The organism is Streptomyces sp. NPDC041796 (genome assembly GCF_055590785.1).
Genome location: NZ_JBVJAH010000003.1, coordinates 300,753 through 316,201 on the forward strand (window position 1 = coordinate 300,753; position 15,449 = coordinate 316,201).

The window sequence follows — 15,449 nt, forward strand, 5'->3', positions numbered from 1 at the left end:
AAATCACCCGTGTTTGTCCGGCACGACGCGGTCCACAACCGGAAATGCTTCTTCCGGCTGGGGGTGCGACGGGGATTCCTGCACGGGTATCTGCGGGCCGTGGGCCTCCCGCAGCCAGCGCCTCAGTACCCGGTGGACCTCTTCCGCACCCGTGGGCGGGGTGCCGTCGGGGGACGGCGCGGACAGGGTGACCGGCCAGAGGAGGAACGCCTCCGACTGCTCCCCGCCGAGGCCGCCGTGGGAGCCGATCTGCTCCTCGAAGGCGTGCACGGTGCCGGTCCGGGGGTCGTACCGGGAGTTGACCATGATGTCGGCGACGTGCGGGAAGGAATCGGTGCGCCGGACGGCGTCGGCGGCACCCGGGCCGTACGGGGCCAGCGGGCCGTCGTCGGTGAGGTCGTCGACCGGGACCTCGGCCCCGTCCGGGCCGAGCACCACCGAGCCGTGCCGCTCGCTGCGTACCAGCAGGAAGCCGATGCCCGGGTGGTCCGCGAGGGTGCGCAGCAGGCCGGGGTGGCGGCGCTCGATCTCCTCGCGGGACATGCGGTAGGGCACGTCGGGGAACGAGATCAGGCCCAGGTTGCCGGAGGCCAGCACGATCGGGCCGGAGGTACGGGCCGGGCGCTCCTCACCGCCCTCCTCCACCGGCAGGTGCACGGCGCTGCGCAGGGCGTCCCGTGCCTCCGCACCGCTCGGGCTGTGCCGGGCGCGGCGGGGTACGGGCAGTCCGCAGCCGGCCCGGACCAGGTCGCGCAGGGTCAGCCCGTAGGCCGATGCGAAGGTCTCGCCGGGGCTCTGGCCGTGGTCGGAGAGCAGCACGATCCGGTAGGGGCGCGGGGCGTGTTCGGCGACCGTGGCGATCAGGGCGAGGGACCGGTCGAGCCGTTCGAGCACCTTGAGCGCGTCGCGGCTGTGCGGACCGGAGTGGTGGGCCACTTCGTCGTACGCGACGAGGTCGGCGTACACGGCGGTGCGGCCGCCCAGGATGTCGCCCATGACGGCCGAGACGACCACGTCCCGCTCGACGACGGTCGCGAAGGCCCTGATGAAGGGGTACAGCCCGCCCCGGCCGACCCGTGGGGTCTCCTTCGCCAGGCGGGACCGGGTGGACTGGCCGATTTCCCGGCCCACCTCGGCGACGAAGGAGATGGCGGTGCGGACGGCGTTGGCGGGGTCGCGGAAGTAGGCGAAGTACCCGGCGCGGGAGCGGTTGCGGCGGCCCCGGCGTGCGGAGACCGACAGCACCAGGGCGAGCTGCTCGGCGCCGCCGCTGAACAGGTTGCCGCGGCTGGCGCCGTCGAGGGTGAGCAGCCCGCCGTCGCCGGTGCGTTCTATGGCGCGGCGCTGCAGTTCGACGGCGCCGGCGGGCCGGTTGCTGACCATGAGCCGGCCGGTGTCCTTCTCGTACCAGCGGAAGGCGGGTACGTCGTGGTTGGAGCCGTGCAGGATGGCAAGCTGGCTGGCGCCGGTCTGGCTGGACCAGTCGGTGCGCCAGGGCGTGAGGCGGTGGCTGGAGCCCAGCCAGGCGGCGACGGTCGGCATGACCCCGTCGGCGACGGCGTCCCGCAGCACCCGGTACCCGACGCCGTCGAGCTGGAGGAACACCGTGCCCGGCGGGCTGACCGGGCCGGGCGCCGGGGGCCCGGACCGCCGCCGCCCCGTGAGCCGGTACAGGCGCCGCCGGTAGGCGTTGTCGTCGCGTACGGCCAGGGCGGTGGAGGTGGCGGACGCGACGGCGGACATCACGGCGGCCACCACGACGGCGTTCTCCGGGTCGGCCTCGCCGCGCCCGTCGGGGATGATCCAGAGCGCGATCAGCAGCAGCGAGCCGTTGAGGAAGAAGGCGAGGAAGCCGAGGACCAGGGCGGGCACGAGCAGCAGGGCCCGGACGACCAGGGGCCACACCAGGGCGCTCAGCAGGCCGAACGCGCCCGCGGCCCAGGCGGCCGTGACGGCGGTGCGGGTGATGCTGTCACCGTCGTCGGACTGGAGCTGGAAGTCGGGCAGGAGACCGGCGAGCGCGAGCATCGTGAGGGTGGACACCGCCCACACCACGACGACCCGCAGCAGCGCACCGCCCGCCGTACGCCATCCGCCCTGGACCACGCCGCTCGCTCCCGCCGTCTCAGCAGCCGTCGTAGCCCGCCGTCGGCATGGAGAGCCGGCGGTGCACATGGGCCTTCATCTCCGCGTCGTACGCGGGTTCGTCGAGCCCGGCCGTCTCCAGGCGCACACCCCGGCGCTCGCACTCGGCCGTGAAGTCCCGCGCGGACGTCAGCGCCCGGTCCAGGACCCGTTCGTTCGGCGCGACGAACAGGTCGACCGCCCCGGCCTCGATGTCGGCCCACAGCATCCGGTGGTCCGGCCGCATCCCGTAGAACAGGAGTTGCCGGCTGACGACGTAGCCCTTGTCGGCCGCCCACCGCTCGCACATGGCGTGCTGGCTGCGGGTGTCGACCAGGAAGGGGTCGCTGTCGAGCTCCTCGAGCGGCGTCAGGCTGGCGATCGCCGCCACGCGTACGTCGTCCATACCGCCGACCCTACTCCGATCCCCTCCGGCCGAGGAGGCGCGCATTTACGCTCGTAAGAGCTCGTACGGGCACTACGGGAGCGAGGAGGGCGGGCGTGCCGGTGGAGGTCACGTGGTGGGGTCATGCCACCTGTACGGTCCAGGACTCGGGAGTGCGGGTGCTGACCGACCCGCTGTTCGCGCGCCGCCTCGCCCATCTGCGGCGGCGGCGCGGCGCGCTGCCGCCGGCGGCGGCCGCGCGGGCGGAGGTGGTGCTGATCTCGCACCTGCACTCCGACCATCTGCACCTTCCGTCGCTGGCCCGGCTCGCTCCGGGTACGCGGTTGATCGTGCCGCGCGGCGCGCCCCGCGCGGTGCCCGCGCTGCGGAGGCTGAGCTCGGTGGTCGGGCTGCGGATCACGGAGGTGGCCGCCGGGGACGAGGTGAAGGTGGAGGAGCTGGTCGTCCGGGCGGTGCCGGCGCGTCACGACGGGCGGCGGCTGCCGGTGGGGCCGCACCTCTCCCCCGCGCTCGGGTATGTGATCTGCGGTGCGGCGCGTACGTACTTCGCCGGGGACACCGGTCTGTTCGAGGGGATGGCGGCGGCCGTGGGAGAGGTGGACGTGGCGCTGCTGCCGGTCGGCGGGTGGGGGCCGTTCCTGGGGCACGGGCACCTGGACGCGGGCCGGGCGGCCCAGGCGTTGGCGGCGCTGGCGCCGCGCGCGGCCGTTCCGGTGCACTACGGCACGTACTGGCCGATCGGGCTGGACGGGGTGCGGCCGCACGAGTTCCACGCGCCGGGCGACGAGTTCGTGCGGCACGCGGCACGGCTGGCGCCGGGGGTGGCCGTGCACCGGCTGGGGCACGGCGAGAGTGTCCGGCCGGAGGTGTCCGGATGATCGACGCCTTGGTGGGTCAGCTGCCGGCCGAGTCGACCCAGCAGGCGGTCGGCTATCCGGCGTTGTTCCTGCTGGTGGCGTTGGGGGCGCTGGTGCCGGTGATCCCGACGGGGGCGATCGTCAGCTCGGCGGCGGTGGTGGCGTTCCATCAGACGTCGCCGGGTGCGCTGCTGGTGGTGTTCCTGCTGGCGGCGGGGGCGGCGTTCCTGGGTGACGTGGCGCTGTACTGGCTGGGGCGGCGGGGGGTGCGGTCGAAGAACGGTTCGCGGTGGCTGGAGGCGCTGCGGGGGCGGGCGGCGCCGGACCGGCTGGAGCAGGCGCAGGCCAAGCTGCGGGAGCACCGGGTGTCGGTGCTGGTGCTGTCCCGGCTGGTCCCGGCCGGGCGGATACCGGTGATGCTGGCGTGCCTGCTGGCCCGGATGCCGCTGCGCCGTTTCGTCCGCGGCAACCTCCCGGCGTGCCTGGCGTGGGCGCTGACGTACCAGCTCATCGGCATCCTGGGCGGCTCGCTGTTCGCCCGTCCCTGGCAGGGCGTCCTGGCGGCGGTCGCGCTGACGGTGCTCGTCGGGGCGGTGCCGTCGGTGTGGCGGTGGGCGCGGCGGGTGCGGCAGGTGCGGCGGGCCTAGGTCGTGTCGTTCGGATCCCGCCGGGCGGAGCCGGCCGGGAGGACACGCCCTAGAGCAGCCGCGAGGCGCCGACCGGGAGGTCCCACAGGTGTTCGCGGGGCAGACCCGCCTTCTGCCAGGCGGCGCGGACGCGGGTGAGGGGTTCCATGACCGGTTCGGAGGAGAGGACGAACGTGGCCCAGTGCATGGGGGCCATGATCCGGGCGCCGAGGTCCTGGAAGGCCTGGACGGCCTCCTCCGGGTCGGTGTGGACGTCGCGCAGCCACCAGCGGGGATCGTAGGCGCCGATGGGGAGGAGGGCGAGGTCGATGCCGGGACGGCGGCGGCCGATCTCCTTGAACCAGTGGCCGTAGCCGGTGTCGCCGGCGAAGTACACGCGGTGTCCGTGGGGGTCGCCGATCACCCAGCCGCCCCACAGGGAGCGGCAGGTGTCGGTGAGGGTGCGCTTGGACCAGTGGTGGGAGGGGACGAAGTCGAAGCGCACGCCCCGCAGTTCGGCGGTCTCCCACCAGTCGAGTTCGGTGACGCGGGTGAAGCGGCGGCGCCGGAACCAGCGGCCGAGGCCGGCGGGGACGAAGACGGGGGTGTCGCGGGGCAGCCTTCTGATGGTGGGTGCGTCGAGGTGGTCGTAGTGGTTGTGGCTGATGACGACGGCGTCGACCGGCGGCAGGTCCTCCCACCGGACGCCGACGGGTGTGATGCGGGCGGGCGTGCCGAGGATGCGGCGCGACCACACGGGGTCGGTGAGGACGGTGAGCCCGCCGATGCGGACGATCCAGCTGGCGTGGCCCGCCCAGGTGACGGCGACGGTGTCCGGCTCCACGGCGGGCAGCGGCTCGGGGGCGAACGGCAGGTGCGGGATGTCCCGGAGCCCCTCGGCGCTCGGCCGCACCGCCCCCTCGCGCGCGAGCCTGGCCATGGCACGTACGCCGGGGAGCGGAGCGGTCAGCCGGTCGGCGAAGGATCTCGGCCAGGTGCGGGGCCGGCCGAGGGGGCGTGGGCCGCCGGCCGCGGTGTGCTCGGGGCCGTCGGTGCGGCCGGCCGGGTCCTGGTGCCGGTCCCGGTCCCGGTCCCGGTCCCGGTCCCGGTCCACGGGAGGCTGCTCGGTGGGTGCCGTTCGTTCCGTCATCTGCCAGCTCCGTTCACCGTGGTTCGTACGGTTCGTGCAGTTCGTGAAAAGCAGCGGCGAACCTCTTCAACGCTTGTGCCACATGCGGCGATTCCAGCGGCTCCGCCGCCGTGAGGGACTCCGCGCGCTCCTCGGGGGTTGCTCCGAGCAGGGGCCGGGTCTGCAGGCGTACCCGCAGCGCGCCGAGCTCGTCGCCGAACCGGTGGCCTCCGGGGACGAGGGCGCCCAGGCGGTCCGTCAGGTATTCCTCCAGTTCCATGGAGTCGGTCACGCCGCGCTCGGCGAGGTGGCCGCGCAGCGGGCCGAGGTCGGCGTACAGGTGCCGCCCCGCGCGGGGCGGGAGGGCGAGCGCCCCGGCGGTCAGCAGCGCGTGGTGCGCGGCGGCGGCCACGCGCGCGTGCAGGGCGGCGGCCGCCGACGCGCGGGTGGTGACCGGTTCGGGTTCGCCGAGGGCATGGGCGGCGGCCGCCGCGACGGGGGCGGCGACCTGGGCGCCGAGCGCCGTCAGCCGGTCCAGGGTGCGGGCGCGGCGCTCGGGGCCGGGCCCGGTGTGCGGGAAGCGGGCGATGGCGGCGGGCCAGGCGGCGGGGGTGAGGGAGCCGGCGAGGTCGCACAGGACGGTGACGTCGTCGGGGCACATCTCGGCGGGGCTGACGAGCACGGTGTCGTGCGGGTCGTGCAGGGTGTCGCGCCAGGTCTCGTCGCTGATGATGTGCAGGCCCTCGCCGACGGCCGCCTCGCACGCCTCGCGCACCACCTCGGGCGGGGCGACGGTGGCGGTGGGGTCGTCGGCCACGGAGAGCAGCAGCACCGCCGGGTGGCCGCCTTCGGCACGGACGCGCCGTACGGTCTCCAGGAGCGCGAACGGGTCGGGGACGCCACCGCACTCCGCGGGTGTCGGCACGTGGTAGGCGGGGCGTCCCAGGAGCCTGGCCTGTGGGGTCCACCAGGCGGGGCAGGGCCGGGGCATGAGGACGTCGCCGCCGTGGGCGGCCATGAGCGCGGACAGCAGCGGCCGCGCGCCGGGCGCGGCGGCGAGGTCCTCGGGGTGGCAGCGCAGTCCCCGCCGCCACCAGTAGCCGCAGGCGGCGTCGCGCAGCACCGCGCCACCGCCGGGCGGTTCGGGTTCGGTGCGGCCGGCGGCGGCCGCGAGGACGGCGGCCAGCTCGGGTAGCACGGGGAGGCCGGATTCCGGCGCGAGCGGCCCGTAGCGGACGGGCCCGCGCCCTCGCGTGTCCGGCTGATGCATGCCCTCACCTCCGCCGCTGGAGCTCCGCCGCTGGTGGTCCGGGGACATGTGCCCAGCCCTACAGCCCTTTATACGGAGGTTCCACACAAATCGCCGCTCCTGGCCGGAGCGCTCATCGGTCGCCCGTGCCCAGTGCCAGCCGGGCGAACTCTTTCTCCAGGCCGCGTCCCCGGGTGCGGACGACGCCCGCGGCGACGTCCGCCAGCTTGCGGTTGGTGCGCTGCGAGAGGTGCCGCAGCACGCCGTACGCCTCGTCGGCGTCGCAGCCGAGGGCGTGCATGACGATCCCGCCCGCCTGGTCGATCACGGGCCGGGAGCGCAGGGCCGTGGCGAGCTGGCCAACCTCGGTGAGGGCGGCGCGGTACCGGCGGTCGCGGGCGAGGCCCGCCGTGATCTCCTCGCCGAGGGCGGCGACGCAGCCGTGCGTGGCGTGCTGGAGGGAGCGCGGGCGGAAGCCGTACAGGTTGAGGGTGATGTCCAGGCCGGCCCGGTGGAAGGGGAGCGTGACGCTGGCGCGTACGCCGGAGCCGAGTGCCATCGCCCGGTAGTCCGGCCAGCGTTCCTCGGTGAGCAGGTCCTCCGCGTCGACCGGTTCGCCGCTGTCGAGGGCGGTGGGGATGGGGCCGTCGCCGGAGTCGAGCTGAACGGCCACCAGGGCCGCGAGGTCGGGGTGGGTGGCGCTGGTGCGGCGTTCGGCGGCACCGTCGCCGTCGCTGAGGGTCGCGACGGCGCCGCAGCAGGCGGGTTCGGAGCGTACGCACTGTTCGGCCAGCTTCTGCAGTCTGCGTACGGTGGAGGCCGGTTCCGGGCCTTCGCATTCCGCTTCGGGAAACATCGGCGCGCTCTCCTCTCTGGCTGCGGCTGCCCCGTGCCGGGGGCGGGAAACAGCCGTACCCGCCTGCTCCGCGCTCCGGTTACGGTGCATTCATGACGCAGACGGACGAATTCGGCGAGGATCTCGCGGATTTTGTACGGCGGGTCGCCGAGCTGCGCTCCGCCCGCGCTCTGCCGCCCGGCGAGCAGCAGGGCGTTCTGGACGCGGCGCTCTTCGAACTCCAGCATGCGGCAGAGTCGCTCTGGCCGCGCTACGAGCGGCTCGCGGCCCGTGCCCCGCACGGCACGTCGGCCGACCGGCAGGAGCGGCAGTTGCTCAGGACGCTGTTCCAGCGGCTGCCGCTGCCGGTCGTGCTGGTCGACCGGGACACGGTCGTACGGCGGATGAACTTCGCCGCGACGGGGCTGACCGGTGTGCGGGCCGGTTACGCGACCGGCCGCCCGCTGGCCGGGCTGCTGGCCTCCGGCGACCGGGGCCCGCTGCGGACGCAGGCGGCGGCGACGGCACGCGGCGAGGGCTCCCGGAGCCTGACCGTACGGCTCCAGCAGCGGCCGCACGAGCCGGTGCGGGCCTCGCTGGTGGCCCTGCCGCTGCCGGGTGAGCCGCAGCCCACCGTGCTGGTGGTGCTGCAGCCGGGTGTGGCGGGGACGGCGGCGCCGACGGCCGCCGGGGCGGTGGGGCGCCGGCTGCTGCCGCCCGACCTGGCGGAGGCCACGCAGCGCGCCGCGGTGATGGACCTGGTGGACGCGATGGCGTGCGCCCTGCTCGCGTGCCCGCCGGGGGACGTCGACGCGGTGCTGCGGGCGGCCGGGCGGGTCCTGCACGGCCGGTTCGCGGACTGGGTGGTGGCCGACACGGCCGGGTCGGGGCCGCCGCGCCGGGCGCTGGTGCTGGGACCCGCGGGTGAGGCGTACGCGCCGCTGGTGGCGGCGGTGGCTGAGCAGGACCCGGAGGGCTGCCCGCTGGTGGTGGACGTCGCCCGGGGCGGCTCCGCCTCCCTGCAGGTGCGGCCCGAGGACATCCTCGCGTTCGGCGAGGACGCCTCGGGCGCGTCGGTCCTGGTGCGGGCCGAGGTCAGCTCGCTGCTGTGCCTGCCGCTGGTGCGGGAGGACGGCAAGGTGCTCGGTGTGCTGACGCTGCTGCGTACGGGCGCGAGGCGGGCGTTCTCGATGGCCGAGGGGCAGGCCGCCGATGTGATGTCCCGCCACATCGCGCTCGCTATGCGGCGACGTCCCGCATGATGTCCTCCCGCATCTGCGTGCAGCAGCGGCTGATCAACCGGGACACGTGCATCTGGGAGATGCCGAGGTCCTCGGCGATCCGGCTCTGGGTCATGTCGCGGAAGAACCGCATGTAGAGGATCTTCTGCTCGCGTTCGGGCAGGTCACGCAGGCGCGGCTTGACCGATTCGCGGTCGATGACGACGTCGAGGGCCGGGTCGGGGCCGCCGAGCGCGTCGACGAGGGTGTACCCGTCCTCGGTGCCGGGCAGCTCCGCGTCCAGGGAGAGGGCGGTGAAGCTGTCCAGGGCCTCCAGGCCGGCCATGGCCTCTTCCTCGGTCATGCCGGCCTTCTTGGCGATCTCGGACACGGTGGGAGCGCGGCCTCCGACCGAGTGCGAGAGTTCCTGGTAGGCGGCGCGGACGCGGCCTCGCAGGTCCTGGACGCGGCGCGGGACGTGGAGGGTCCACATGTGGTCGCGGAAGTGGCGCTTGATCTCGCCGGTGATGGTGGGGACGGCGAAACTCTCGAAGGCCGCGCCGCGTTCGGGGTCGTACCGGTCCACGGCTTTGACCAGACCGAGCGCGGCCACCTGCTTGAGGTCCTCCAGGGACTCGCCACGGTTCCTGAACCGGCCGGCAAGCCGGTCCGCCATGGGGAGCCAGGCCCGGACGATGTCCTGCCGGACGGCTTCCCGTTCCTCACCCTCGGGCAGGGTGGCCAGGCGCTGGAACGCCTCGGCGGTGTCGGGGGCGTCGTCGTGCGGATGCTTCGTGTGAGCGAGGGTACGCATTGCTTTTCAGCTCCCTGAACGGTGCTGACGGTTGGCTGTCACCCCGAGGAGAGCTCCTTTCTCCGGGCAGGGGACACGCCCGGAACGGATCGCCGCTCCAACGGACGTGCCTCCGGTCCGAAGCACGAGATGCGCATGCCCGGGGCGGACCCCGGCAAACTCCTGATTCCATGCTGGCCGCCTTCCGGCGTTTTCGCTCTTCGGGGGCGCGGTACCCGGGCCCGTACTGCCGGAAAGCGAGACGACTACCGACCGGTAAGAACCGGTCGGAGGCCAGGAGGACAGCAGATGAGCAAGGATGTCGCCGACCAGATTCTCGCGCGGCTGCGCGACTGGGACGTCGAGTACGTGTTCGGCTATCCGGGTGACGGGATCAATGGGCTGATCGCCGCCTGGGGCCGCGCCGAGAACCAGCCCCGCTTCATCCAGGCCCGGCACGAGGAGATGGCCGCGTTCGAGGCGGTCGGGTACGCCAAGTTCGGGCACCGGCTCGGGGTGTGCGTGGCGACCTCGGGGCCGGGCGCCATCCATCTGCTGAACGGCCTGTACGACGCGAAGCTCGACCACGTCCCGGTGGTGGCGATCGTCGGCCAGACCGCCCGGAGCGCCATGGGCGGCTCGTACCAGCAGGAGGTCGACCTCCACTCGCTGTTCAAGGACGTCGCCTCCGACTTCATCGCCACGGTGAACGTGCCCGAGCAGCTCCCGAACGTCCTGGACCGGGCGATCCGCACGGCGTACGCCCGCCGCTGCCCCACCGTGGTGATCGTGCCGGGCGATGTGCAGGAGCTCGAATACAGCCCGCCCACCCACGAGTTCAAGATGGTGCCCTCCAGCCTGGACCGCAGCGCCTGGACGGCCGTGCCCGCCGACGACGCCCTGGAGCGGGCCGCCGAGGTCCTGAACTCCGGCGAGAAGCCCGCCATCCTGATCGGCCAGGGCGCGGCGGCGGCCCGCGCCGAGGTCGAGGAGGTCGCCGAGCTGCTGGGCGCGGGCGTCGCCAAGGCGCTGCTCGGCAAGGACGCCCTGTCCGACGAACTGCCCTACGTCACCGGGTCGATCGGGCTCCTGGGCACCCGCCCCTCCTGGGAGCTGATGCAGGGCTGCGACACCCTGCTGACGATCGGCTCCAGCTTCCCCTACAGCCAGTTCCTGCCGGAGTACGGGCAGGCGCGCGCGGTCCAGATCGACATCGACCCGCACATGGCCGGGATGCGCTACCCGTACGAGGTGAACCTCATCGGCGACTCTCGCGCCACGCTGCGCCGCCTGATCCCGCTCCTGCGGCGGAACAGGAAGCGCGGCTGGCGGGAGAAGATCGAGAAGTCGGTGCGGCGCTGGGAGGAGGTCATGGAGCGGCGGGCGGCGGTGAGCGCCGAGCCGCTGAACCCGGAGCACGTCGCGCGGGCGCTGTCGCCACTGCTGCCGGAGCGGACGCTGCTGACGTCCGACTCCGGTTCGGTCGCGAACTGGTACGCGCGGCACATCGCCATGCGCGGCGACATGCGCGGCTCGCTGTCCGGGACGCTGGCCACGATGGGGTGCGGTGTGCCGTACGGGATCGGCGCGAAGTTCGCGCACCCGGACCGGCCGGTGGTGGCGCTGGTGGGGGACGGGGCGATGCAGATGAACGGGCTGGCCGAGCTGATCACGGCCGCCAAGTACCGGCATCAGTGGGACGATCCGCGGCTGGTGATCGGCGTGTGGAACAACCGGGACCTCAACCAGGTGACCTGGGAGCTGCGTGCCATGGGCAACGCACCGTCGTTCCTGCCCTCCCAGGAGCTGCCGGACGTCCCCTACGCGCTGTTCGCCGAGTCCATCGGACTGACCGGCCTCCGGGTGGAGAAGCCCGACGAGGTGGAGAGCGCCTGGCGGATGGCGCTGGCGGCGGACGGCCCGGCGGTCGTCGAGTTCGTCACCGACCCGTCCGTACCGCCGATCCCGCCGCATGCGACCTGGCAGCAGCTCGAGTCGACCGTCGCGGCGCTCGCGAAGGGCGACGCCGAGCGTGCCGCGGTCGTGAAGCAGGGGCTGAAGGCGAAGGTGCAGGAATTCCTGCCGGGCGGGAAGCCGGGCCGGAAGTCGTGACGGTGCCGGTCGTCTCCCCCGGGACCTCGGGCCCGGGCTCCGGCCCCGGCAGCATGAGTTCCTCGTAGCGCCCCATCACCACGATGACGCCCAGCATCGCGGGCGGCAGCAGCAGGGGAAACAGTACGGATAGCAGTCCCATCGGCCCGGTCCTTCCGTCAGGGGCCGGGTCTCCCCCGTGACGGAAGACAAACCCAGGGTCAGGGGGCGGCCCCACGCGGAGTGCGGTGGGTCGCGGGCGCCTGCCATGGGGCCGGGCCCGTGCCGGGGATGGCGGGGCGCCGTGCCACGGATGAGGGGCGCCGTGCCACGGATGGCGGGGCGCCGTGGAAAGCCTTCGGGCACGGACCGCCGTCCGCGCCCGAGACCCTTTTTCCTCCCCTGTCACCCCTGGCCGCTCGGCCTCAGCCGGAGTCCCCCGCTCCCCCACCCCCAAACCCGGGTTTGCCTCGGCCCCGCCGGGTACCCGCCCGGCGACCGCACACGCAAGATCGTGGAGGGCGCCATGCAGCGAGGCAGCGACCGGCTCAGCCGCCGCCAGGACGATGAGATGAAGCACCAGCTCAAGGGGCTGCTCAGGTCCGGGCACCCGACGAGGACCGAGGAGTGGCACGACCCGGAGCCGGTTGCCGAGGACGACCCGGAACTGGCACCGCCCCGGGTCCACACCGACCCGTTCGAGGCGCTGCGCCTGGAACTGGGCCGGCATCTGGCCCGTACCCCGTTCCCCGCACACCGCGGTGACCTGCTGCGGATCCTGCGGGAGCGGCACGCGCCCGATCCGCTCATGGAACGGGTGGCGGAGCTGCCCGGCGACCACACCTACCGCAGCGTGCAGGACGTGGCCGTGGCACTGGAGCGGCCACCGCACCCCGCGTAACCGGGCATGAAGGAGCCCGGGCACGGGTACCCCGGGCGGCGTCGCACGAAGGGAAGAAGCGGGAAGAGGCAGGAGGACGGACGGTCATGGCACAGCGGGTGAGGGACGTCATGACGCCCGGCGTGGCGGCGGTGCGCCCAGACGCGTCGCTCGTCGAGGCGGCGCAGCTCATGCGCGCCCAGGACATCGGAGACGTCCTGGTGGCGGACGGCGACCGGCTCATGGGCGTGGTCACCGACCGCGACATCGCGCTCCGCGCGGTCGCCGACGGCGCCGACCCCCTCACCGTCGACGCCGCCTCGGTGTGCACGCCGGACCCGGTGTGCGTCGCCCCCGACGACGAGGTCACCGACGCCGTCGACCTCATGCGGCGCCACGCCGTCCGCCGGCTGCCCGTCGTGGAGGGCGGCCGCCCCCTCGGCATGGTCAGCCTGGGGGACCTGGCCGTGTCGCGGGACCCGCGCTCCGCGCTCGCGGACATCAGCCGGGCGGAGCCGAACACCGACACCCGTCCCGGATGACAGCCAGAAAGGAACCACTGTGCAGATCGCGTTTCTCGTGGCGCCCGAAGGCGTCGAACAGGTAGAGCTCACCGACCCCTGGCAGGCGGTGAAGGACGCCGGTGACACACCCGTCCTCGTCTCCACCGAACCCGGCAAGATCCAGGCGTACAACCACCTCGACAAGGCGGACACCTTCCCCGTCGACCGCGCCGTCGCCGACACCTCGGTCGGGGACTACGGCGGCCTGGTCCTGCCCGGTGGCGTCGCCAATCCGGACTTCCTCCGGATGGACGAGGACGCCGTCGCGTTCGTCCGGGGCTTCTTCGAGGCCGGCAAGCCGGTCGCGGCGATCTGTCACGGGCCGTGGACGCTGGTGGAGGCCGATGTGGTGCGCGGCCGCACGCTCACGTCCTGGCCGAGCCTGCGGACCGACATCCGCAACGCCGGAGGCGAGTGGGTCGACGAGCAGGTGAAGGTGTGCACGGCGCGGCCCGCCACCCTGATCACCAGTCGCAAGCCGGACGACCTCAAGGCGTTCTGCGAGGCCTTCACGTCGGAGTTCGCCAAGACCCCGGGCTGAGTCGTACGCCCGGACCGGCTCCTCGTCCCGCGCGGCGGACGAGGAGCCTGGTCGTGCGTGGGCCCTCGTTACGCGGCCCGGTCGTGCGTGGGCCCTCGTTACGCCTCGCGTCCGACCATCGCCAGCAGCTTCGTCTGCTCGTCGGCGCCGGGCGGCGGCTTCAGCCGCGCGCCGAACAGGCCGCTCCCTGCCAGGCTGTCGGCGTACGGGGACACCTCCCGTACGGTGAAGTCGACGAGGTCCCGGGGCAGCCGCTCGTCCGCGCCGATCGCCCGCGACAGGTCCCAGGCGTGGATCACCAGGTCCGAGATCATCTGCGAGCAGTACGCGGTCGCCGGCGTCGGCCCGTACGAGAGGTGGACCGTCCGGTCGAGGGCCCCCTTGTCCAGGAACGCCTCCCGGGCCTCGGCCGCCGACCGGTCCCAGACGGAGACCGGGTCGTCGCCCAGGACGTCGCCGTCGAAGGCGTCACCGATCTGCTCGATGGTGCGCCGCTCCCGTACCAGCGGCACCACCCAGAGCTGTTCGGCGGTGAGGTGGTTGACCAGATCGCGTACCGACCACTCGGTGCAGGGCGTGGGGGCGTCCCACTGGTCGGCGCGGATGGCGTGCACCCGCTCGCCGAACAGGTCGAGCGCCTCGCCGTGCCGGGCGAGGAGCGTGCTGGGCACATGGGGGTTCGGCACCGGGGGTCACCTCCGTGGATCCACTGCTGTCACCCGCTCCACTCTTCCCGGCCCTGGCGGCAGACGCCACGCGAGTGAGCTGTGTGGCCGATGGTGTGTCGGGTACCCGTCGGTGACGCACATTCCGGCCTCCGGGAGGGAGCCATGCAACTCGCCTTTCTGACCAGCCTCTTCGACCGCCCCGGGCCGTGGGCCAGCGTCTATCTGGATACGTCCAGGGTCGACGAGTCCACCCGGGAGCGACTGGAGCTCCAGGCCAGGGACGCCTGCCGGTCGCTGACCGCCCAGGGCTGCGATCCGGCCACCGAACGGGCCGTGTACGAGGCGCTGACCGACTGGCCTCGGCCGCCGGGCGAGGCCGGGCGTGCGGTGTTCGCGACGCACGGCGAGGTCGTCCTCGACCCTCCGCTGACGCGCCGCCCCCTCGCGCCCGCCGACGTGACGTGGGCCGCGCTGCCCCGGCTGACCCCGCTGCTGGACCTGGCGGCCCAGGAGCCGGTCTGCCTGGTCGCGTACATCGACCGCACGGGCGCCGACCTGGAGCTGCGCAGCCCCCTGGGCGGCAGGCCGGCCGGGCATGTGGAGGGGCGCGACTGGCCCATGCACCGCACCGGTTCGGCCGACTGGTCCGAGCGTCATTTCCAGCTCAGCGTGGAGAACACCTGGGAGGAGAACGCGGAGCGGATCGCCGAGGCCCTCGCCGAGTGCGAGGAGGAGACCGGCGCGGATCTGATCGTGCTCGCCGGTGACGTCCGCGAACGGCACTCCGTGCACGAGCGGCTGCCCGCCGAGGTCCGGCCCCTGGCCGTGGAGAGCGAGCACGGTGGCCGTGCCGCGGGTTCGGGCGTGAAGCTGCTCGACGAGGACGTCGAAGCGGCCCGGCAGGAGCACCTGCGGCGGCTGACCGAGCAGGAACTGGACCGGTTCCGCGCGGCCCGCTCCACCGGCGGCGGCGCCCCGTCCGCCGCCGAGGGCGTGCCCGCGCTGGTCGAGGCGGCCCGCGAGCACCGGATCGCCGAGCTGCTCATCCGGTCCGAGGGGCCCGACGCGCACCGTGAGGTGTGGGTGGGCGCCGAACCCGACCAGATCGCGCTGCGCCGCAGCGACACGCACTACCTCGGCGAACGGGAGCCCCTGCCCGCCCGCGCCGACGACGCGCTGCTCCGCTCGGCCGTCATGACGGGCGCGGAGGTGCTGCGCGTGCGCCCCGAGACGGAGGACGACGTCCCCGTCGGCGGCCTCGGCGCGCTGCTCCGCTGGCCGTACGCGGAGAAGGAACGCGAGAGGGAGGCGGAACCCGCCTGAGCACCGCGGCAAAGGGCCGCCCGTCCCGCCCCTGCGGGACGGGCGGCCACCGTGCGCCCGCGTGCCGCCCTCAAGGGCGCGGCGGGTGCGTTCCCGGGCAGGCGCATTTCCGCACGGGGCGCCGAACGCGGGTCCCCGGGCGGG

At 73.9% G+C, this 15,449-nt stretch carries 15 protein-coding genes; 8 read left to right on the forward strand and 7 right to left on the reverse strand.

The genetic code is table 11. From position 1 onward, the window contains the following. Positions 1 to 3: 3 nt before the first annotated feature. The gene (locus tag ACZ6C1_RS07560) at positions 4 to 2,106 is read right to left on the reverse strand and encodes a phage holin family protein (protein WP_469238776.1); all 2,103 of its coding nucleotides are present in this window, start codon (positions 2,104 to 2,106) and stop codon (positions 4 to 6) included. Positions 2,107 to 2,125: 19 nt separating this feature from the next. Further along, positions 2,126 to 2,530 (reverse strand): hypothetical protein, encoded by a 405-nt coding sequence (locus ACZ6C1_RS07565; RefSeq protein ID WP_469238778.1) that lies wholly within the window; start codon positions 2,528 to 2,530, stop codon positions 2,126 to 2,128. Positions 2,531 to 2,625: 95 nt separating this feature from the next. Between ACZ6C1_RS07565 and ACZ6C1_RS07570 the strand changes: the two genes are divergently transcribed. Then, positions 2,626 to 3,408, forward strand: a complete 783-nt coding sequence (locus ACZ6C1_RS07570; protein ID WP_469238780.1) for an MBL fold metallo-hydrolase — start codon at positions 2,626 to 2,628, stop codon at positions 3,406 to 3,408. Next, positions 3,405 to 4,034, forward strand: coding sequence for a DedA family protein (locus ACZ6C1_RS07575; RefSeq protein ID WP_469238782.1), 630 nt, complete (start codon positions 3,405 to 3,407; stop codon positions 4,032 to 4,034). Before ACZ6C1_RS07570 ends, ACZ6C1_RS07575 begins: the two co-directional genes overlap by 4 nt. A gap of 49 nt (positions 4,035 to 4,083) precedes the next feature. On the opposite strand, the gene ACZ6C1_RS07580 is transcribed toward ACZ6C1_RS07575, so the two are convergent. The 3 genes from ACZ6C1_RS07580 to ACZ6C1_RS07590 all read right to left on the reverse strand — a co-directional run bounded on the left by ACZ6C1_RS07580 (position 4,084) and on the right by ACZ6C1_RS07590 (position 7,247). Beyond that, on the reverse strand, positions 4,084 to 5,163 hold the full coding sequence (locus ACZ6C1_RS07580) for an MBL fold metallo-hydrolase (RefSeq protein WP_469238784.1): 1,080 nt from the start codon (positions 5,161 to 5,163) through the stop codon (positions 4,084 to 4,086). A 13-nt stretch (positions 5,164 to 5,176) separates the two neighbouring features. After that, positions 5,177 to 6,412 carry an aminotransferase class I/II-fold pyridoxal phosphate-dependent enzyme gene (locus ACZ6C1_RS07585; RefSeq protein ID WP_469238786.1) on the reverse strand — a complete coding sequence of 412 codons (1,236 nt, stop codon included), beginning with the start codon at positions 6,410 to 6,412 and terminating at the stop codon, positions 5,177 to 5,179. 112 nt (positions 6,413 to 6,524) lie between these two features. Further along, positions 6,525 to 7,247 carry an ANTAR domain-containing response regulator gene (locus ACZ6C1_RS07590; RefSeq protein WP_469238788.1) on the reverse strand — a complete coding sequence of 241 codons (723 nt, stop codon included), beginning with the start codon at positions 7,245 to 7,247 and terminating at the stop codon, positions 6,525 to 6,527. A 92-nt stretch (positions 7,248 to 7,339) separates the two neighbouring features. Between ACZ6C1_RS07590 and ACZ6C1_RS07595 the strand changes: the two genes are divergently transcribed. Then, positions 7,340 to 8,488, forward strand: coding sequence for a PAS domain-containing protein (locus tag ACZ6C1_RS07595; RefSeq protein ID WP_469238790.1), 1,149 nt, complete (start codon positions 7,340 to 7,342; stop codon positions 8,486 to 8,488). Here the strand turns inward: ACZ6C1_RS07595 and ACZ6C1_RS07600 are convergent. Next, positions 8,466 to 9,260 carry an RNA polymerase sigma factor SigF gene (locus ACZ6C1_RS07600; RefSeq protein WP_469238791.1) on the reverse strand — a complete coding sequence of 265 codons (795 nt, stop codon included), beginning with the start codon at positions 9,258 to 9,260 and terminating at the stop codon, positions 8,466 to 8,468. The genes ACZ6C1_RS07595 and ACZ6C1_RS07600 overlap by 23 nt on opposite strands. Positions 9,261 to 9,548: 288 nt before the next feature. Here ACZ6C1_RS07600 and ACZ6C1_RS07605 point away from each other — a divergent pair, with 288 nt between their 5' ends. The 4 genes from ACZ6C1_RS07605 to ACZ6C1_RS07620 all read left to right on the forward strand — a co-directional run bounded on the left by ACZ6C1_RS07605 (position 9,549) and on the right by ACZ6C1_RS07620 (position 13,314). Then, positions 9,549 to 11,351, forward strand: a complete 1,803-nt coding sequence (locus ACZ6C1_RS07605) for a thiamine pyrophosphate-requiring protein (RefSeq protein WP_469238793.1) — start codon at positions 9,549 to 9,551, stop codon at positions 11,349 to 11,351. A gap of 505 nt (positions 11,352 to 11,856) precedes the next feature. Further along, positions 11,857 to 12,231 carry a DUF2795 domain-containing protein gene (locus ACZ6C1_RS07610; protein ID WP_469238795.1) on the forward strand — a complete coding sequence of 125 codons (375 nt, stop codon included), beginning with the start codon at positions 11,857 to 11,859 and terminating at the stop codon, positions 12,229 to 12,231. Positions 12,232 to 12,317: 86 nt separating this feature from the next. Further along, entirely contained in the window at positions 12,318 to 12,752 is a 435-nt protein-coding gene (locus tag ACZ6C1_RS07615) for a CBS domain-containing protein (RefSeq protein ID WP_469238797.1), read from the forward strand. 19 nt (positions 12,753 to 12,771) lie between these two features. Then, entirely contained in the window at positions 12,772 to 13,314 is a 543-nt protein-coding gene (locus tag ACZ6C1_RS07620; protein ID WP_469238799.1) for a type 1 glutamine amidotransferase domain-containing protein, read from the forward strand. 98 nt (positions 13,315 to 13,412) lie between these two features. Here the strand turns inward: ACZ6C1_RS07620 and ACZ6C1_RS07625 are convergent, their stop codons facing one another. After that, the gene (locus ACZ6C1_RS07625) at positions 13,413 to 14,000 is read right to left on the reverse strand and encodes a TIGR03086 family metal-binding protein (protein WP_469238801.1); all 588 of its coding nucleotides are present in this window, start codon (positions 13,998 to 14,000) and stop codon (positions 13,413 to 13,415) included. Positions 14,001 to 14,144: 144 nt separating this feature from the next. Here ACZ6C1_RS07625 and ACZ6C1_RS07630 point away from each other — a divergent pair, with 144 nt between their 5' ends. Continuing rightward, positions 14,145 to 15,305: a baeRF2 domain-containing protein gene (locus ACZ6C1_RS07630; RefSeq protein ID WP_469238803.1), complete on the forward strand. Its 1,161-nt coding sequence runs from the start codon at positions 14,145 to 14,147 to the stop codon at positions 15,303 to 15,305. The last annotated feature ends 144 nt before the right edge of the window (positions 15,306 to 15,449 follow it).